The sequence below is a fragment of the Lentilitoribacter sp. Alg239-R112 genome (assembly GCF_900537175.1).
Classification (GTDB): Bacteria; Pseudomonadota; Alphaproteobacteria; order Rhizobiales; family Rhizobiaceae; genus Lentilitoribacter.
Window position 1 is genome coordinate 39,090 of the sequence record NZ_LS999835.1, and the last position, 17,912, is coordinate 57,001.

Consider the following 17,912-nt stretch of genomic DNA (forward strand, 5'->3'; position numbering starts at 1 on the left):
ATTTCAATTTATTCCACTCATGTCATAATCTTGTCTTGCTGTTCTGTTTATAGCATAGGCAATGGAACGGAGTGATTCAAAATGAACATATCAGCGCCAACACCTGACCAAATCCAAAGACCAGCATCTCAACGATTTGCATCCGCAAATTATCGCGAAAATAATGTGATACTTGGCCGAATAGGTACCCTTGAAACGCGGATAGCGACCACGAAAGAAGAAATTGGTGCCGCTCAAGAAATCCGTTACCGGGTTTTTGTTGAAGAAATGGGAGCAAAACTTCCATTTGATGCCATGCTTTCCAAGCGCGATTTCGATCAATATGACCACCAGTGTGACCATCTCCTCGTTATTGATCGTGCAATAATTGGGTCTACGGTTGATCAAATTGTAGGCACCTATCGTCTTATGCAACAAAATACAGCCGAAGAGAACAACGGTTTCTACTCCCAAAATGAATATGATGTTCATGGTCTCGTTAGTCGTCACCCAGATAAACGTTTTCTAGAACTCGGTCGCTCTTGCGTTCTTCCGAAATATCGTTCGCGTCGTTCGATCGAGTTATTATGGCAGGGTATTTGGGCTTATTGTCTACAGAACAACATTGATGTGATGTTTGGATGTGCATCGTTCCATGGCACCGTACCTGCCGCCCATGCTCAGAGCTTATCATTTCTATATCATTTTGCGCGCGCTACTGATGAATGGCACATCGTGCCACAAACAGACAAACAAGACTTAATAGACCTAATGCCTGCTGAAGCGCTTAAAACAAAAGAGGCGCTTTCAGATATGCCTCCATTAATTAAGGGCTACTTACGTGTCGGTGCCCTTTTTTCTCCACATGCATTTGTCGATACTTCTTTCAATACGACGGATGTACTGATTATTATGCCGCTTTCTAAGATAAGTTCGCGGTATATCAATCATTATGGTGCAGATGCTGAACGATTCAATGCTTAAGTAAAAAGCACCTTATAGCTAAATTTGAAAATTTTTTAAAAAATTCACGTGAAATTTCTCAAAAGTCATGCAAGTATCTCTCTAGCCGAACGTTTAAACGTCGGGGAGAGCTTGCAAACTGTGCAATTTTAGTTGCAATATTTGCAATGAACGAAATAAACAACAACAGGGTACAAAACATGAAACGTACGCTTCTTAGCCTTTTGGCAACAGCGATGATGTCTGCAACGGCACTTGCCGCAGATATTAAACCAGCAATTTTGTTTGATTTGGGTGGTAAATTCGACAAATCTTTTAATGAAGCTGCATTTAACGGTGCAACCAAATTCAAAGAAGAAACAGGCATTGATTTCAGAGAATTCGAAATCACCAATGACGCTCAACGCGAGCAGGCAATTCGCCGCTTTGCGCGTGATGGCAACAATCCAATTGTTATGGCTGGCTTCAACTGGGCTAGCTCCCTTGATAAAGTTTCAAAAGATTACCCTGATGTCGATTTTGCAATTATCGATATGGTAGTCGATCAGCCTAATATTCGCTCAACTGTTTTCAAACAGCATGAAGGTTCTTACCTTGTCGGTATGATGGCAGCTCTCGCATCGAAGACTGGCACAGTTAGCTTCGTTGGTGGCATGGATGTCCCACTCATCCGTAGCTTTGCTTGCGGATATGTCGGCGGTGCAAAGGCTGCAAATGCAGATATCAACGTTATTGAAACAATGACCGGTACAACACCTGAAGCCTGGAACAACCAAACAAAAGGTGCTGAAATCACCAAATCTCAAATTGACCAAGGTTCAGACGTGATATTCCAAGCTGCTGGCGGAACAGGTATTGCGGTTCTTCAAACGGCAGCTGACGCAGGCAAACTAGGTATTGGCGTGGATTCAAACCAAAATGGGATGCATCCCGGTAGCGTTCTAACATCTATGCTAAAACGAGTAGACGTTGCAGTTTACAATGCGTTTATGGACGCGAAAAATGACTCATTTTCATATGGCTTCAACGTCCTTGGACTGGAAAATGACGGCGTCGGATATGCAATGGACGAGAACAATGCATCTCTTGTTTCTGACGAAATGAAGGCAACAATTGAAGCTGCTAAAGCTGATATTATTTCCGGCAAAATAACTGTCCACGACTATATGTCAGACAATAACTGCCCATACTAAGATTTAATCTGGTAAAATAGGCCACTGTCGAACATATTCGATAGTGGCCTTTCTATATCAGAACGCACAGTTTGGCGAATAGTCCTATTAGTAATGAGGCGGTTTTGTGACTGCAGGGCCTGAAATTTGGTCTTCAAGATCCGAGTAATGCTCTGATAAGTCAGCTAATTTATTGGTTAGTTTATCAATTATCTTCCATTGTTTGGCTAGCTGATCAGAAAGTTCTTCAAGCTGCTGCGATTGGTGGGCTACCAACTCTTCTAATGTTACTACTCGATTTTCATCCATAGTTTAACGGGCCTTTTAAAGTGTATTTTGTATCTCTTTATTTTTCCATCTGGACAAAACCCCCTAAACTGTCGAGAGTAAAGAAAAAAATGGGCGCTACATGAGTAACTTTGCAATTGAACTTCAAAAAATTAATAAGAGCTTTGGGCCGGTTCGTGCCAACAAAGATATCGATTTAAAAGTTTCAAAGGGAACAATCCACGGAATTATTGGAGAAAATGGGGCTGGGAAATCAACCCTTATGTCAATTCTCTACGGTTTCTATCACGCAGACAGTGGCAATATTCTTATAGATGGGCAGAAGATATCTATTCGCGATTCAAATGCCGCTATAGCCGCAGGCATTGGCATGGTTCACCAACATTTCATGCTGGTCGAAAATTTCACAATTCTTGAAAATATCATCCTAGGCGCCGAAGGTGGTCAATTGCTCAATTCCGGCATTGCAAATGCTCGCAAGGAACTCAAGCGCTTAAGTGATGAATATGGTTTGGACGTTGATCCCGATGCTATAATTGAAGATGTGTCAATTGGCGTACAACAACGTGTTGAGATTTTAAAAACCCTTTATCGTGGTGCAGAAATCCTCATTCTGGATGAGCCAACAGGCGTTTTAACGCCTGCCGAAGCTGATCAATTATTTGAAATTTTGGAACTTTTGAAGCAACAAGGAAAAACCATCGTCCTCATCACGCATAAGCTGCGCGAGATCATGGCTGTAACAGACGATGTGTCGGTAATGCGGCAAGGTGAGATGGTAGCAACACGCTCAACCAAAGATACAAGTGTTGAAGAACTTGCTGAACTTATGGTCGGCAGACGCGTCCTTCTTCAAGTCGAAAAAAGCCCGGCTAATCCCAAAGATGTTATTCTGAAAGTTGAAAACCTCAATGTGCGGGATGATCGCGGCGTGCCGATGGTTAAAGATGTTTCCTTTGAGGTTCGTGCAGGAGAAATTGTTGGTATTGCGGGTGTTGCCGGCAACGGTCAATCCGAACTTGTGGAGTGTCTTACAGGTATCGAACATGCAGAATCGGGCGGTGTGATACTAAATGGATCACCAATTGGTGTGACGGGTGAAAGCACCCCATCTATGCTGCGTGATCGCGGAATGGCGCACGTACCAGAAGATCGACACCATATGGGATTGGTTCTTCCATTTGAAGAAGCGGAAAACTCCATCCTTGGCATTCATGAAAAACCTGAATTTAATAAAGGTTTGTTTCTGGATACTGATGGCATTCGCAAAAATGCGGATGAGAAAATTGAAAAATACGATATCAGACCGCCAAATAATCGTCTTAAAACGTCTAATTTTTCAGGTGGTAACCAGCAAAAAATCGTCCTGTCCCGCGAGATGGAAACCAATCCTGACGTGCTCATAGTTGGACAACCAACCCGCGGTGTTGATGTGGGTGCTATCGAGTTTATTCATAAGCGGATCATTGAAATGCGTGATGCAGGAAAAGCAATTTTGCTTATCTCTGTTGAGCTTGATGAGATCAGATCTCTGGCCGATAGGGTTTTAGTTATGTTTGACGGAAAAATTGTCGGTGAACGACCGCCAGAAACCGAAGAAGGTGCTTTTGGGCTTCTTATGGCAGGTGTGACAGAAGAAACATCAAATGTTTCAGGGGGGGCTGCACAATGAGCGCACCATATGCGAAATTGCCAAAATGGGTGGATTTTGGCCTGATCCCGCTAATCAATATTATGGTCGCCTTCATGCTATCTGGCCTTGTTGTTCTGCTTGCTGGCGAAAGCCCAGTAAAAGCGGCGGGCCTGTTGCTGCAAGGCGCATTTGGCTACGGCGAGGGTATTGGTTACACACTATTTTACGCAACAAGTTTTGTTTTTACAGGCCTTTCGGTCGCAATTGCAATTCACTGCGGTTTGTTCAATATCGGTAGTGAAGGCCAGGCCTATGTGGGCGGTATAGGTGTCGCACTTGCATGTTTGGCATTTGACTCAATTCTACCTTGGTATCTCGTCTTCCCACTTGCCATCATTGGGTCGGCGATCTTTGGTGCACTGTGGGCCTTCATTCCCGCCTATCTTCAGGCAAAACGTGGCAGCCATATTGTGATCACAACGATCATGTTCAATTTTATTGCTGCGAGTTTGATGATCTATTTACTTGTGGATGTTCTCAAACCCGCAGGCTCAATGGCGCCACAAACACGGGGATTTGAAGAGGGTGGGCAACTACCGCGCCTTGACTGGCTGTTTGACCTATTTGGCGTTAAAACAGGTGCTGCACCCCTTAATGTTTCATTTTTACTCGCACTAGTGGCAGCATTCATTGTCTGGGTCATCGTTTGGCGTACACGGCTAGGTTATGAGATCAGAACAATGGGCTTTAGCCCATCTGCTGCGAAATATGCCGGTATTAACGAAGCCAAAGTTATCATCACAACCATGATGATTTCCGGTGGCCTTGCTGGCATGATGGCCCTTAATCCGATTATGGGTGATCAACATCAGATGCAGCTCGATTTTGTTGCCGGTGCTGGCTTTGTTGGCATTGCGGTTGCTCTTATGGGGCGCAATCATCCCGCAGGCATTATCCCCGCCGCAATCCTGTTTGGCGTTTTGTATCAAGGTGGAGCAGAGATTTCTTTTGAAATGCCGAATATATCGCGAGATATGATTGTCATTATTCAAGGTTTGGTGATTCTGTTTGCAGGTGCACTTGAAAATATATTTAGGCCTTTCTTGAGTACAATATTTGCGAGAATACAAAGTTCTAAACCCAAAAAAGCGATGGAGGCTGGTCAGTAATATGGAATTCTTTGACACAATAATACTCGTTCTCCAATCTACTATTCGCTTGTCTGTACCGCTAATTTTTGCGGCTCTAGCTGGGCTTTATTCAGAGCGCTCTGGTGTTTTTGATATCGGCCTTGAGGGTAAAATGCTCGCAGGTGCTTTTGCAGGTGCATCGGTCGCCAGTGTCTTTGATTCAGCAATTTTAGGACTTATTGGCGCTGTACTTGTGGCTATGGCATTCGCATTAGTGCATGCATATGCTTCAATTACGCAGCGGGGCAATCAAATTATCTCTGGCGTTGCAATCAATTTTGTAGCCGCTGGTGCCACCGTAATCTTAGGACAGGCGTGGTTCCGTCAAGGTGGACGTACACCACCATTGAGCTCTGAAGGCAAATTCCAAGCATTAGAATTGCCATTTGCCGCTCAAGTCGCAGATGTGCCGATCTTAGGGCCCATTTACTCAGAACTTTTATCCGGACATTTTGGATTAACCTACCTTGCATTTGCCCTTGTTCCATTTACCTGGTGGGTCCTTTTCAGAACACGATTTGGCCTTCGTCTGCGTGCCGTTGGTGAAAACCCAGCAGCAGTTGATACTGCAGGTATCTCCGTTATCTGGCTCCGGTACCGAGCTGTTCTTTGTTGTGGTGCGCTATGCGGATTTGCTGGTGCTTATCTATCCATGGCGATCTCAGCTGGCTTTGGAAAAAACATGACAGCGGGTGCTGGATTTATAGCACTTGCGGCATTGATTTTTGCTAAATGGAAACCTGTAAATGTTATGCTTGCCTGCCTTCTGTTCGGTTTCTTAAATGCGATGGAAATCCGCTTGCAAGGAAAAGAACTGCCATTCATTGGTGAAATACCTATCCAATTTATGCAGGCGCTGCCTTATATTCTGACAGTGATCTTGCTTGCTGGCTTTATTGGCAAAGCTATTCCACCAAAAGCTGGGGGCGTTCCATATGTCAAAGAACGCTGATCAAACACATCAGCTTTTTTTGGAAGCAAAAGCTGCCAGCGACAAGTGCCATGCTCCCTATTCAAAATTTCCTGTTGGTGCGGCAATTCTTGCTGAAAATGGAAAAACCTACTCGGGTGCAAATATCGAAGTTGCATCATATCCGGAGGGTTGGTGCGCTGAAACCACCGCAATCGGCCATATGGTCATGGATGGACAGAGTAAAATTATCGAGGTTGCTGTCACGGCTAAGAACATGGATGAATGTACGCCGTGCGGGGGATGCCGACAACGGTTGGCTGAGTTTGGTTCTGCAGACACGAAAGTTCACCTTTGCGATCAAACCGGCGTAACTAAAACTGTTCTTCTTGGTGATTTGTTACCACTTGGATTTGTGTTGGAAAGTTAGATGAAACCTGCTGCTGCTTACATACAATCGAAACTTGGTGACTTAAAACCTGAATATGCCGTTATTTTGGGATCAGGGCTGGGTGCACTAACGGATTCTATTGAAGGTGCAATTTCAATTCCCTTTTCAGAAATCGATGGCTTTCCGCAAAGTGCTGTTTCCGGCCACAAGGGCGAGATTGTGGTGGGTCGCTTGGGGCAAACGCACGTACTTATGCTCTCTGGTCGCGTTCACTATTATGAACATGGTGATGCAGGTGCCATGCGGCCTGTTATAGAGGCCTTTCATGAACTGGGTATAGAAAAGCTTCTACTCACCAATGCAGCTGGGTCCGTACAGCAGGATATGCCACCGGGATCGATCATGCAGATTAGTGATCACATTAATTTTTCTGGAAGTAATCCACTATTTGGCGAACCTAGCGACAAACGGTTTGTGGGCCTTAGCAACGCCTATGATGAAGAGCTCGCCGCACAGTTCCGGTCAGCTGCAAAAAAGGCCGATATAGACATTCATCAAGGTGTCTATATGTGGTTCTCGGGGCCAAGCTTCGAGACACCTGCTGAAATTAAAATGGCTAAGATCATTGGCGCTGATGCTGTGGGTATGTCCACGGTGCCGGAAGTTATTTTGGCACGGTTTTATGGCATGCGTGCAACCGCTGCATCTATTATTACCAATTATGCGGCTGGCATGACAGATGATGAACTTAGTCATCAGGAAACCAAAGATATGGCCCCTGTTGGCGGTGCAAAACTTGTGAAAATTCTGCACGCGATGCTCGCAGAATGAACGTCTAGCAAGATAGAGCATAATATGAGCCTTCTTCCGCAAGAACTTATCAGAAAAAAGCGTGATGGGCTTGCGCTCGACCGTAATGAAATTTCACAATTTGTTCAGGATGTCACCAACGGCAATTTTTCTGATAGTCAGGTTGCGGCCATGACGATGGCGATCTTTTTAAATGGAATGGATCGTGATGAAACAGTGGCACTGACCTCGGCCATGTGTAAATCTGGCGATGTCTTGAACTGGGCACATTTAGATGGCCCTGTCGTGGACAAACATTCAACGGGTGGCGTTGGAGATAACGTATCACTTATGCTTGCGCCTCTTGCGGCTGCATGTGGTCTTTATGTGCCCATGATATCCGGGCGGGGTCTGGGCCACACAGGCGGCACGCTTGATAAACTAGAAGCTATACCCGGATATAATGTGTCGCCCTCTCCTGAGTTGTTTAATAAAGTCGTCAAAGAGGTTGGGTGTGCCATTATTTCGGCGAGTAAAAATCTGACGCCCGCTGATAAGAAAATATACGCAATCAGAGATGTTTCGGCGACGGTGGAATCTATTCCTCTTATTGTCGCTTCGATCTTATCAAAAAAGCTCGCCAGTGGACTTGATGCGTTAATACTTGATGTTAAGTGCGGAAACGGGTCAACAACCTCAGATGTCGATGAAGCAGAGCTTCTTGCGCAAGAGTTGGTTGATGTCGCAAATGGGGCAGGACTTTCTACCAAAGCTGTCATCACAGATATGAACCAACCTCTTGCGAGCGCAATTGGCAATGCAATAGAGATCAATAACGCGATTGAATTCCTGAAAGGGTCAAAACAAGATGTACGCCTTCGCAAAGTGGTTTTGGAAATCACATCTTCAATGCTTGTGGCAGGCGGTTTGGCAACGAATAAAAGTGAAGCTTTGATCGCCACTACCAAGAAATTGGAAGATGGCAGCGCCGCAGACGTATTTGGTAGAATGGTTTATGCTCTTGGCGGACCTTCCAATATCATTGAGAGGACAGATACTGTCCTGCCAGTAGCAAGCGCCATTATACCTATCAAAGCTAAGCAAGATGGCTGGATAAGCAGTTATGAAACCAGAGATTTGGGCATGGCAGTTGTGCGCATGGGCGGCGGACGTTCTAACCCTCAAGATACACTCGATTATGCCGTTGGTCTTTCTGAGCTTTTACCCATTGGCCAGAAAGTCTCAAAGGGTGATCAGATTGCATTGGCACATATCAACGACGACGATGGGAAGGCATTACAATTCGAAAAAGAAATATATACTGCGATCAGAATTGGTGACCAAGAGGTAGATCCTAAAAATCCAATTCTCAGTGAAATTACTGCGTCAGAATAAGTTGCGAATTCTCAACCCGAAAAGATGACAGCTTTGAGATGAAGCTCATGCCGATAAGCGTATCTGACAGTGAGTGATCTTTTAGGATAAATACATCAACATTTCTTACTCGTATGGGGCCAATTTCCATTGCATCCAGCCTTGCAAAAGCGGCAGGGGTCACGCCATTTGCTGTGTTCGCCTTATGACGAAAATCAGCTGATGAAAGACGGAGACCAAACGAACGCGCCGTCGATTCATTGATCGCGACATAGGTTGCACCAGTATCAATTAAACCGACGACAGTTCGCCCATTTGCCTTAAATGATGAAATATAGTGACCAGAACGATCTGCCTTTATCCTCACTTCGCGCTTGCCAGATGTATAATGTGATTGTTTCGATACAGGCGCTACCACAGATTGCGAATTTCGGTCGTCGGTGTGATTGCTCACATCGCCGGGTTGAACACTTAGTAGATCGCTTTTTTCCAGATATTGTGGCAAGAAGGCTAAAGCGAGAGCCAGTATTACAAATGGAAGGATTTTAACCGGCATTTCGACCTCATCAGATATTGATAAGGCAATCATCGCAAATTCGTTCTAAAATCCTGTAAAGGTTTGCACCCAACACCAATCAAAGTATGGTTCTGGTTAATGTTTTCTAAACGCTTTAATGAAGCAAAGCTCGCTTACAAATGACTATTTAAAAATGTACCCAAGTCACCCACGACATGATCGATATATTCTTCGTCTCGATTATAAGCCTCCCAAGGCTCCTTGGTGGTCGAGTTGTACTGTTCATCGATAATCAAAACAGTGTCCATGCCCATTTGCTTTGGAACAAAAAGATTTCGTGGCATATCTTCAAACATCACAGCTTCTTTAGGATCGATATCAAACTTCGACACGAACTGTTCGTAGGGTTTTTGAGCTGGCTTTGGTAGGAAATCTGCCGCCACAATATCAAAGATCCCCTCAAAGCAACCATCAATGCCTAGAGCTTTTGTCGTTCGTTCTGCATGAGGCACATCTCCATTGGTGAAGATAAGCTTTCGACCAGGCAAGGCTTCTATCGCCGTCCGAAGGCCCTCATCTTTCGAAACTGGTGAATAATCAATATCATGCACATCATCTAAAAAATGATGCGGGTCTATCTCGTGATTGATAATCAAACCCTGGAGGGTTGTTCCATGGTCATAATAATATTGCTTTTGTATCTTGCGCGCCTCATCGCGTGGCAGATCCAGAAGCTCCGATACATAAGACGTCATCTTAACATCTATTTGAGCAAAAAGATCACAACGTCGTGGGTAAAGCGTATTATCGAGATCAAAAATCCAAGTGCGAATATGGGATAGGTCTGATTGGGTCATATTTGCTTTATAACGCAATTGCCTGAGTTTGAAACATCAAATTTTGGCCAGAACTTGCCTTCATCAAGTGACTTAGAATTTCATCCATGCTAACGCATCCACTATGGAAACTTGGGTCCTCATCACAATATCAGCGGCATTCTTACAGAATATCCGTTCTACACTGCAAAAACACTTAAAAGACAAGCTCGGTACGAGTGGCGCGACATTTGTTCGATTTGGTTTTGGTATACCGTTCGCCCTCGCATTTTTAGCTCTGTTTACCTATTTTGGCAGCTATCAGCTGCCATCACTGAATGCTGAATTTGCGTTTTGGGTTGTGATCGCAGCCATTGCGCAGATCATAGCTCAAGCACTGTTGGTGCACATGTTTTCGTTTCGAAATTTCGCGGTCGGGAGCGCTTATTCTCGCACAGAACCCATGCAAGCAGCTCTATTTGGTTTAATATTTCTCTCTGAGAAAGTGTCTTTTGCCGTGCTTGGCGCCATTGCAATTAGTGTGTTTGGGGTGATGCTCATTTCTGTAGCAAGAACTGAAATCACCCCACGATCTTTGGTGATATCCATCTTTTCAAAAACATCACTTATTGGCCTTTCATCCGGCACGATATTCGGTGTTGCAGCTGTTGCCTATAGGGCTGCTTCTCTATCGTTAGCTCCATCATTGGATGAACCGAATTTCATTATCCAAGCTGCCGTCACTTTGTCGGTGGCAATTATTTTGCAATCAGTCATCATGATTACGTGGATCTACTTCAAAGATCGCGAGCAATTGCCCAAAATAAGAGCCGCATGGAAGATCTCTCTTATTGTTGGTTTTGTTGGAGCTAGTGCATCATTTGGGTGGTTCATGGCAATGACGCTACAACAGGCGGCAGTAGTGAAAGCACTTGCTCAAATCGAAATGATTTTCGCATTCATCTCATCAGCTTTCATTTTTAAAGAAAAAATAAATCGGTATGAAATTGCAGGATGCGCACTCATTGTATGCGGCATCCTTGCTTTGATTTTTGGAAGCTAAACGACTGACTATTTAACGATAAGTGTACCAGCGCCATGTTCGGTAAAAATCTCTAACAATACGGCGTGAGGCACCTTACCATTGACAATCACGACACCTTCAACGCCTTCTTCAATCGCATGAATGCAGGTTTCTACTTTGGGGATCATGCCACCAGAAATCGTACCGTCAGCAATCATTGAGCGTGCTTGATTAACAGATAATTCTTTGATGACTTTGCCATCTTTATCCATTACGCCTTCAACATCCGTTAAAAATAACAGACGCTTTGCTCCCAGTGCTCCAGCAATACCGCCAGCGAATGTATCGGCATTGATATTGTAAGTCTGCCCCTTACGATCAGGCGCAACAGGCGCGATAACAGGAATAGTTGCAGAAGTTGCCAAAATATCGATCATTGTCCGGTCAACTTCATCAATCTCGCCGACAAATCCAAGATCAAGAATTTTCTCAATGTTTGAATCTGGATCAATTATTCGTTTTTCAGCTTTGCGGGCATAAACAAGATTTGCATCCTTACCACAAAGACCAATTGCACGTTCGCCTTCAGCATTAATCATTGCAACGATCTGCTTATTAATAGAACCAGCAAGAACCATCTCAACGATTTCGACAGTCGCTTGGTCTGTGACCCTCAAACCACCCTCAAAACGCGATTCTATGCCTAACTTCTTAAGCATTGCGCCTATTTGTGGACCGCCCCCGTGAATGACCACAGGATTAACACCGGACTGTTTGAGAAGTGCAATATCGCGGGCAAAAGCCTGTGCTAAGGAATTGTCGCCCATAGCATTCCCGCCATATTTCACAACAACAGACTTGCCTTCATAACGCTGCATATAAGGCAGAGCTTCAGATAAAAAGCGGGCCTTATTTTCACTGATGCTTGTGTCTGTCATCGACGTGGGTTCCTATTAATTAAAATACGTAAAGCAAAGCTAACACCGGGATATTCACGCATCAATATATGGAAATATCGGATTGTTCAATTATTTTACACAAGGCGTAAGATTACTCAGACGTTGCTTTGATAATTGCTCGGCGCAGTTCATCAAGACCCTCACCTTTTTCAGACGATGTCGCAATAATCTCAGGATATGCAGCTGGGTGTTTGGCAATTTGTGCCAGCGTTTCAATCTTCAGTTTTTCCAACTGGGTAACTTTGATTTTATCACCTTTTGTTAAAACAAGCTGATACGAGACAGCGGCCTTATCAAGAAGCTGCAGCACTTCCTCATCATTTTTCTTAATACCATGTCGTGAATCAATAAGCACATAAACGCGCTTTAATGTTGAACGTCCACGAAGATAGTCAAAAACAAGTGCCGTCCAGCGATCGACAACTGACTTAGGCGCTTTTGCATACCCATAACCGGGCATATCTACCAACGCTAATGGTGGAAGGTCTTCTTGTGTACCTTCATAACCTGAAGGTACAAAATAGTTAAGTTCTTGAGTGCGGCCAGGCGTATTAGATGTACGGGCCAAGCCTTTCACATTTACAAGCGCATTTATCAGCGATGATTTACCGACATTTGAACGACCTGCGAAAGCAATCTCAGCCGGACCTGCTGCTGGCAAAAACTTCATAGATGGAACTGAGAGTACAAACTCCCAAACCCGATCAAATGGAAATAGTTTCGCCATATTAAATCACTACTTGCCCCAACTGCCTACTTAGGCAGCTGGATCCTTTTTGCGGCTGAATAAGCTTTTTAGATTATCCCAAAGCTCGATCTTAACACCTTGACGTTTCATGATAACGCCTTGTTGGATAATCGAGAGAGAGTTGTTCCATGCCCAGTAAATTACAAGACCTGCAGGGAATGTTGCCAGCATGAATGTAAAGACAATCGGCATCCATGTGAAAATCATCGCTTGCGTAGGATCCGGCGGTGTTGGGTTCATACGCATTTGCAAGAACATTGTGATACCCATGATAAGTGGCCACACACCGATCGCGAGAATAAAACCTATAACCGGAATAGCTGTTGGATCAAATGGCAGCAGACCAAATAGATTGAAAACTGTTGTTGGGTCCGGGGCTGACAAATCCTGAATCCAACCAAAGAATGGCGCATGACGCATTTCAATGGAAACATAAAGAACTTTATAGAGCGCAAAGAACACAGGAATTTGCAGTAGAACAGGCCAACATCCTGCAACCGGATTAACTTTCTCGGTCTTATAAAGCTGCATCATTGCTTGCTGAAGTGCTTGACGATCGTCGCCATGCTTCTTCTTCAACTCTTCCATCTGTGGCTGAACTTTCTTCATATTCGCCATAGATTTGTAAGACTTGTTAGCCAATGGGAAGAAGATCGCTTTCACCACGACAGTTGTTACCAAAATCGAAATACCAAAATTGCCAAATAGTTCGAAGAAGAAGTGCAATGCATGGAACATTGGTTTTGTAATAAAGTAGAACCAACCCCAATCGATCATTAGATCAAATTGGTCAATGTTTTGCTCGTCCTGATACTTATTGATTTCTGGAACTGTTTTGGCACCAGCAAAGATATGTGTTTTAACACTTGCTGAATTATCAGACGCAATCACAATTGCATCAGAAAGATAATCCGTCTGATAGCTTGGCGTGCCGTTGGCAAAATAACCAAAACGTGGCTGGAACGCGCGACCTTGTTCTGGAACAAGCGCAGCAGCCCAATATTTATCGGTTATACCAAGCCAACCTGTTGCCGTCTTGGCAGGGCTGATAATGCCGTCATCTTCAACATCACCATAATCAATTTCTTGCAGGCCTTCTTCACCTAGGAAACCAAGCAAACCTTCGTGCAAAATATAGATACCAGTGGTTTGCGGTTTATAAAGACGCTTCACACGGCCATAAGGAGAAATGGAGACTTGAGCGCCGGAGGCGTTTGTAATCGTGTCTTCAACTGTGAAAAGATACTTATCATCGACGCTGATCGTGCGATCAAAAATAAGGCCTGCGCCGTTATCATAACTCAATACGATCGGTGTAGTAGGCGTTAGATCTTTGCCAGACTTAACCGTCCACTCAGTTTCTGAGTTTGGCACAACACCTGAATTCTTTGGCGCAATATATCCGACTTCACTAAAATATCCGTTTTGGGACTCCGCCGGCGAAAATAGAACGACGTTCGGGCTGTTCTTATCAAGCTCTTCTCTATAATTTTTCAATATCAGATCATCAAAACGGGCACCCTTGAGATTAAGCGAGCCGGAAAGTGACGGTGTCTCAATAATAATGCGTTTATTTGTTGAAAGCGCATCCTGGCGGGATATTTTTTCGGATGCCGGAACGGATTGGTCACCCGGCAACTCAGTGGCAGCACCCGCGGTTGCTTGTGGCAAACTTGGATCGGTGGCAGTTGCTGTGCCATTTAGCTCCGCCGTCGCAGCTTCTTGCTCTTGTTGAGCAAGTGCTATTTGCCGCTCCTCTTCAAGCTTCGGATTGACATAAATAACCTGCCATCCAATTAGGATTAAAATCGAAAGGCCAATGGCGATAAAATAATTTCGATTGTTTTCCATTATAAATCCCTAACTCGCAATCTGTGCACTTTAGTTTGCTTTGCCGTGTTTTCGGCGTTGACCAGAGGTCGACTTATTATTGAAGCGCTGTTCTAGAGCATAGATAATGTCATTGAAGGGTGCATCCAATAGGTCTTTATGCCCCACAAGCACATAATCGTGCCCAGCCTGCATATATTTGTATGCGCAAAGCCGAACTGCTTCTTTCAAACGTCTGCGAATTCTGTTGCGTTTTACAGCATTTCCCTGACGTTTTGTAACGGTAAATCCAACGCGGGGGGTGTCCGCGTTGTTATCTTTTTTTAAAACTTCTAATAGAAAATATTTGCCACGTCGTTTTACTCCATTGCGCACAGCAAGGAACTCAACTCGTTTTTTTAGTCGACCAATATCTTTTGCGAGAAATTCTTGATCCATGTCTAGCCCTATTAAAGAGGCCTTAATAGCAGGATATCAAATCTTAAGCTGATAAACGCTTACGACCGTGCGAACGGCGAGCTGCTAGGACTTTACGTCCGCCTTTTGTTGCTAAACGGGAACGAAACCCGTGACGACGCTTGCGGACAAGCTTAGATGGTTGGTAAGTACGCTTAGTCATTTATTTAATTACCGCGGTGTGCGGCCCTTCTTAAGTTCTGTAATTTTATACAGGAGCGTTGTGAATGTCTAAGACCTGACGATTTTTATCGCCTAAACCTCGACGTGCGGCTTATAGCCATCAAATCCCTATAATGTCAACAAAAGTGCCGCTTTAAAGCTCGATTAGATGCTAATCAATCTTATAGGCTAAATTTACCCATGTTCTACCGTGGATTTGATAAAATATTAAATTGTCTGTTTTACCTATATTAATACACCTCACCAAAGCGTGAGTTGATCGTCAATATTGCTCACATATAGTTTGTCAAACGCGATTAAACGTCATTGGTAAGTGAACGCGGCAACATGTATCTCCTTGATCAACTACTCGGGATTATGCCTCGAGCATAGAAATGGCACGGAGATATGAAATGGAAATCAATTCAGTAATGGAAAATGCAGATCAGCATATAAAGAGTGAAAATTCTGAAAAGAAAAACACCTCAACACTTAAACGCTTTCTACCGCTTTTGGTTATAATTGCTGGTCTTGGTGCTGGTTATGCTGCTGGGTTACACGAATATCTCACCTTAGCTGCGCTTGCAGAGCAACGAGAAACATTGATCGGTTTTGTAAATGAAAATCTCATTCTAGCATCAGCGATCTACTTCCTTTTATATATAGCAGCTGTGGCATTTTCATTTCCTGCGGCTTCAATCCTGACTATATTCGGCGGCTTTCTATTCGGGTGGTTCCTTGGCGGCGTATTAACAGCTGTTGCGGCAACAATAGGAGCAACAATCTTATTTAAGGCATCACAGACCGCTTTTGGCGATTTCTTGCGTGATCGTGCTGGCCCATTTGCTGCTAAGCTTTCAGAAGGCTTTCAAAAGGATGCTTTCAGCTACTTACTGATCCTGCGCCTCGCTCCTGTGTTCCCATTCTTTGTAATGAATATTGTTCCGGCGTTGTTCAAAATTCCAACCAAAACATATGTCGCGGCGACGATATTGGGTATTTTGCCTGGAACATTTGCATATACATATCTTGGTCAAGGTGTTGATAGTGTGCTTCTATCAGCTTCCCAATCAGGCAGAGAAGCCTCAGTTTCCGATCTGGTAACACCGGAAATTACCATAGCTTTTGCAGCGCTTGCCATCGTCGCCACAATACCTTCTGTCATTCGTAGATTTCGCAATAAATAAGATCTAACGCCGAAACTGGTGCCAAGATAAAATTAAATATTCTAATAGGGGGAATATTCATGTCTAAAATTCTTAATCCGGACATCTGCGTCATAGGTGGAGGTTCAGGCGGACTCACTGTCGCAGCAACCGCAGCGGCCTTTGGTGTCGATGTCGTCCTTCTTGAAAAAGGGAAAATGGGCGGTGATTGCCTAAACTACGGGTGCGTTCCATCCAAAGCCATCATCGCAGCAGGTAAACATGCCCGATCCATTATAGATGGCAAGAAATTTGGTGTCTTTGCTGACGATCCGAAAGTCGACTTTGAAAAAGTGAATGCGCATATCAAAGACGTGATAGCTGGCATTGCACCACACGATTCACCTGAACGCTTCCGCTCATTGGGCGTGAATGTAATCGAGGGTGAAGGTATCTTCATCGATGCCGATACAGTTCAAGTGGGTGACACTAAAATCAAAGCGCGGCGTTTTGTTATCTCAACAGGCTCATCAGCTTTCGTACCACCAATTCCTGGCATCCAAGATGTAGATTACCTGACAAATGAGAGCCTTTTTGAACAAACAGTTCGTCCTGAGCATCTCATTGTCATTGGCGGCGGCCCGATTGGCATGGAAATGGCGCAAGCACACCATCGTTTGGGTTCCAAAGTCACAGTTATAGAAGGTTTTAAAGCTCTTGGTAAAGATGACCCTGAAATGGCTGAGGTTGTTCTAAAACGTATTCGTGAAGAAGGTGTCGAGATTTTTGAGGGAACCAAAGTTGTTGGTCTTAAGAAGATTAAGTCTGGGATTTCGGTAAAAGTTGAAACTACCAATGGAGAGAGTGAAATCAAAGGTTCACACCTTCTCGTAGCAACCGGTCGCGCCGCGAACGTGCATGGTCTTGGTTTGGACGAAGCCGGTATTAAATTTGATCGCAGCGGAATTGAGGTCGCAAAAAACATGCGTACATCCAATAAACGCGTATATGCGATTGGTGATGTGGCAGGCGGTTTTCAGTTTACCCATGTCGCTGGCTATCATGCTGGACTTGTTATTCAAGAAATTCTGTTTCGCATTCCTGCAAAGGAAAATCGCAACATCATTCCGTGGGCAACATTTACGGAACCGGAACTTTCAAATGTTGGCCTTACCGAAGCACAAGCTCGTGAAAAACATGGCGATAACATTACTGTGCTTCGCTGGGAATATGCGGAGAATGATAGAGCACGTGCCGAACGAAAAACAGAGGGCCTGATTAAAATTATCGCTGATAAAAAAGGCCGTTTAATTGGTATCTCTATTGCTGGTGCAGGTGCAGGCGAGATGATCAACATGTGGGCGCTTGCTGTTACCAATAAAATGAAGCTTAGCCACGTACGCGGCTATATCCCGCCATATCCAACAATGTCGGAAATTGGCAAACGCGCTGTTGTTTCGCATTATGGACCAATCACCAGTAAGCCTCTCGTTAGATGGCTCATTGGATTTTTGCGGAAATTCGGTTGATAATGGGTGTAATTCTCTAACTTTTGGCGTAGATATTT

The 17,912-nt window shown here is 44.2% G+C and carries 19 protein-coding genes; 11 read left to right on the forward strand and 8 right to left on the reverse strand.

Annotated elements, in window-relative coordinates; translation table 11 throughout:
- The first annotated feature begins 81 nt into the window (after positions 1–81).
- Positions 82–963: a GNAT family N-acetyltransferase gene (locus tag G3W54_RS17035; RefSeq protein WP_162654517.1), complete on the forward strand. Its 882-nt coding sequence runs from the start codon at positions 82–84 to the stop codon at positions 961–963.
- Between the two features lie 179 nt (positions 964–1,142).
- Positions 1,143–2,135 (forward strand): BMP family ABC transporter substrate-binding protein, encoded by a 993-nt coding sequence (locus tag G3W54_RS17040; RefSeq protein WP_162654518.1) that lies wholly within the window; start codon positions 1,143–1,145, stop codon positions 2,133–2,135.
- Between the two features lie 87 nt (positions 2,136–2,222).
- Here G3W54_RS17040 and G3W54_RS17045 read toward each other — a convergent pair whose 3' ends face one another.
- Positions 2,223–2,423, reverse strand: coding sequence for a SlyX family protein (locus G3W54_RS17045; protein WP_162654519.1), 201 nt, complete (start codon positions 2,421–2,423; stop codon positions 2,223–2,225).
- Positions 2,424–2,523: 100 nt separating this feature from the next.
- Between G3W54_RS17045 and G3W54_RS17050 the strand changes: the two genes are divergently transcribed.
- From G3W54_RS17050 to deoA, 6 genes are read left to right on the forward strand one after another with little or no spacing between them, the layout of a single operon-like run.
- Entirely contained in the window at positions 2,524–4,074 is a 1,551-nt protein-coding gene (locus tag G3W54_RS17050) for an ABC transporter ATP-binding protein (RefSeq protein ID WP_162654520.1), read from the forward strand.
- Positions 4,071–5,204: an ABC transporter permease gene (locus G3W54_RS17055; protein WP_162654521.1), complete on the forward strand. Its 1,134-nt coding sequence runs from the start codon at positions 4,071–4,073 to the stop codon at positions 5,202–5,204. Before G3W54_RS17050 ends, G3W54_RS17055 begins: the two co-directional genes overlap by 4 nt.
- Before the next feature lies 1 nt (position 5,205).
- The gene (locus G3W54_RS17060) at positions 5,206–6,177 is read left to right on the forward strand and encodes an ABC transporter permease (protein ID WP_162654522.1); all 972 of its coding nucleotides are present in this window, start codon (positions 5,206–5,208) and stop codon (positions 6,175–6,177) included.
- Positions 6,161–6,565, forward strand: coding sequence for a cytidine deaminase (gene cdd / locus G3W54_RS17065; RefSeq protein WP_162654523.1), 405 nt, complete (start codon positions 6,161–6,163; stop codon positions 6,563–6,565). Before G3W54_RS17060 ends, cdd begins: the two co-directional genes overlap by 17 nt.
- Positions 6,566–7,357 carry a purine-nucleoside phosphorylase gene (locus G3W54_RS17070; protein WP_162654524.1) on the forward strand — a complete coding sequence of 264 codons (792 nt, stop codon included), beginning with the start codon at positions 6,566–6,568 and terminating at the stop codon, positions 7,355–7,357.
- A 24-nt stretch (positions 7,358–7,381) separates the two neighbouring features.
- Positions 7,382–8,710 (forward strand): thymidine phosphorylase, encoded by a 1,329-nt coding sequence (gene deoA, locus G3W54_RS17075; RefSeq protein ID WP_162654525.1) that lies wholly within the window; start codon positions 7,382–7,384, stop codon positions 8,708–8,710.
- Here deoA and G3W54_RS17080 read toward each other — a convergent pair.
- Entirely contained in the window at positions 8,694–9,278 is a 585-nt protein-coding gene (locus G3W54_RS17080) for a TIGR02281 family clan AA aspartic protease (protein ID WP_162654526.1), read from the reverse strand. The genes deoA and G3W54_RS17080 overlap by 17 nt on opposite strands.
- A 101-nt stretch (positions 9,279–9,379) precedes the next feature.
- On the reverse strand, positions 9,380–10,063 hold the full coding sequence (locus tag G3W54_RS17085) for a pyrimidine 5'-nucleotidase (RefSeq protein ID WP_162654527.1): 684 nt from the start codon (positions 10,061–10,063) through the stop codon (positions 9,380–9,382).
- A 103-nt stretch (positions 10,064–10,166) separates the two neighbouring features.
- On the opposite strand from G3W54_RS17085, the gene G3W54_RS17090 reads away from it, so the two are divergent.
- Positions 10,167–11,084: a DMT family transporter gene (locus tag G3W54_RS17090; RefSeq protein ID WP_162654528.1), complete on the forward strand. Its 918-nt coding sequence runs from the start codon at positions 10,167–10,169 to the stop codon at positions 11,082–11,084.
- An 8-nt stretch (positions 11,085–11,092) separates the two neighbouring features.
- Here G3W54_RS17090 and argB read toward each other — a convergent pair whose 3' ends face one another.
- The 5 genes from argB to rpmH form a co-directional block, all read right to left on the reverse strand.
- Positions 11,093–11,983, reverse strand: a complete 891-nt coding sequence (gene argB, locus G3W54_RS17095; protein WP_162654529.1) for an acetylglutamate kinase — start codon at positions 11,981–11,983, stop codon at positions 11,093–11,095.
- 112 nt (positions 11,984–12,095) lie between these two features.
- The gene (gene yihA, locus G3W54_RS17100; RefSeq protein WP_162654530.1) at positions 12,096–12,731 is read right to left on the reverse strand and encodes a ribosome biogenesis GTP-binding protein YihA/YsxC; all 636 of its coding nucleotides are present in this window, start codon (positions 12,729–12,731) and stop codon (positions 12,096–12,098) included.
- Positions 12,732–12,761: 30 nt separating this feature from the next.
- Positions 12,762–14,603, reverse strand: a complete 1,842-nt coding sequence (gene yidC, locus G3W54_RS17105) for a membrane protein insertase YidC (RefSeq protein ID WP_162654531.1) — start codon at positions 14,601–14,603, stop codon at positions 12,762–12,764.
- Between the two features lie 30 nt (positions 14,604–14,633).
- Positions 14,634–15,020, reverse strand: coding sequence for a ribonuclease P protein component (gene rnpA / locus G3W54_RS17110; protein WP_162654532.1), 387 nt, complete (start codon positions 15,018–15,020; stop codon positions 14,634–14,636).
- Between the two features lie 43 nt (positions 15,021–15,063).
- The gene (gene rpmH / locus G3W54_RS17115) at positions 15,064–15,201 is read right to left on the reverse strand and encodes a 50S ribosomal protein L34 (RefSeq protein ID WP_162654533.1); all 138 of its coding nucleotides are present in this window, start codon (positions 15,199–15,201) and stop codon (positions 15,064–15,066) included.
- 412 nt (positions 15,202–15,613) lie between these two features.
- Between rpmH and G3W54_RS17120 the strand changes: the two genes are divergently transcribed.
- Both G3W54_RS17120 and G3W54_RS17125 read left to right on the forward strand, forming a co-directional pair.
- Positions 15,614–16,387, forward strand: coding sequence for a TVP38/TMEM64 family protein (locus tag G3W54_RS17120; RefSeq protein ID WP_244627976.1), 774 nt, complete (start codon positions 15,614–15,616; stop codon positions 16,385–16,387).
- 59 nt (positions 16,388–16,446) lie between these two features.
- Positions 16,447–17,874 (forward strand): FAD-dependent oxidoreductase, encoded by a 1,428-nt coding sequence (locus tag G3W54_RS17125; protein ID WP_162654534.1) that lies wholly within the window; start codon positions 16,447–16,449, stop codon positions 17,872–17,874.
- Positions 17,875–17,912: the final 38 nt, after the last annotated feature.

Coding starts and splice junctions, on each gene's coding strand:
- rnpA (WP_162654532.1), bottom strand. CDS start 15,020: ATGGATCAAGAATTTCTCGCAAAAGATATTGGTCGACTAAAAAAACGA.
- yihA (WP_162654530.1), bottom strand. CDS start 12,731: ATGGCGAAACTATTTCCATTTGATCGGGTTTGGGAGTTTGTACTCTCA.
- G3W54_RS17035 (WP_162654517.1), top strand. CDS start 82: ATGAACATATCAGCGCCAACACCTGACCAAATCCAAAGACCAGCATCT.
- G3W54_RS17125 (WP_162654534.1), top strand. CDS start 16,447: ATGTCTAAAATTCTTAATCCGGACATCTGCGTCATAGGTGGAGGTTCA.
- rpmH (WP_162654533.1), bottom strand. CDS start 15,201: ATGACTAAGCGTACTTACCAACCATCTAAGCTTGTCCGCAAGCGTCGT.
- G3W54_RS17060 (WP_162654522.1), top strand. CDS start 5,206: ATGGAATTCTTTGACACAATAATACTCGTTCTCCAATCTACTATTCGC.
- G3W54_RS17055 (WP_162654521.1), top strand. CDS start 4,071: ATGAGCGCACCATATGCGAAATTGCCAAAATGGGTGGATTTTGGCCTG.
- G3W54_RS17080 (WP_162654526.1), bottom strand. CDS start 9,278: ATGATTGCCTTATCAATATCTGATGAGGTCGAAATGCCGGTTAAAATC.
- G3W54_RS17040 (WP_162654518.1), top strand. CDS start 1,143: ATGAAACGTACGCTTCTTAGCCTTTTGGCAACAGCGATGATGTCTGCA.
- yidC (WP_162654531.1), bottom strand. CDS start 14,603: ATGGAAAACAATCGAAATTATTTTATCGCCATTGGCCTTTCGATTTTA.
- G3W54_RS17085 (WP_162654527.1), bottom strand. CDS start 10,063: ATGACCCAATCAGACCTATCCCATATTCGCACTTGGATTTTTGATCTC.
- cdd (WP_162654523.1), top strand. CDS start 6,161: ATGTCAAAGAACGCTGATCAAACACATCAGCTTTTTTTGGAAGCAAAA.
- G3W54_RS17090 (WP_162654528.1), top strand. CDS start 10,167: ATGGAAACTTGGGTCCTCATCACAATATCAGCGGCATTCTTACAGAAT.
- deoA (WP_162654525.1), top strand. CDS start 7,382: ATGAGCCTTCTTCCGCAAGAACTTATCAGAAAAAAGCGTGATGGGCTT.
- argB (WP_162654529.1), bottom strand. CDS start 11,983: ATGACAGACACAAGCATCAGTGAAAATAAGGCCCGCTTTTTATCTGAA.
- G3W54_RS17120 (WP_244627976.1), top strand. CDS start 15,614: ATGGAAATCAATTCAGTAATGGAAAATGCAGATCAGCATATAAAGAGT.
- G3W54_RS17070 (WP_162654524.1), top strand. CDS start 6,566: ATGAAACCTGCTGCTGCTTACATACAATCGAAACTTGGTGACTTAAAA.
- G3W54_RS17045 (WP_162654519.1), bottom strand. CDS start 2,423: ATGGATGAAAATCGAGTAGTAACATTAGAAGAGTTGGTAGCCCACCAA.
- G3W54_RS17050 (WP_162654520.1), top strand. CDS start 2,524: ATGAGTAACTTTGCAATTGAACTTCAAAAAATTAATAAGAGCTTTGGG.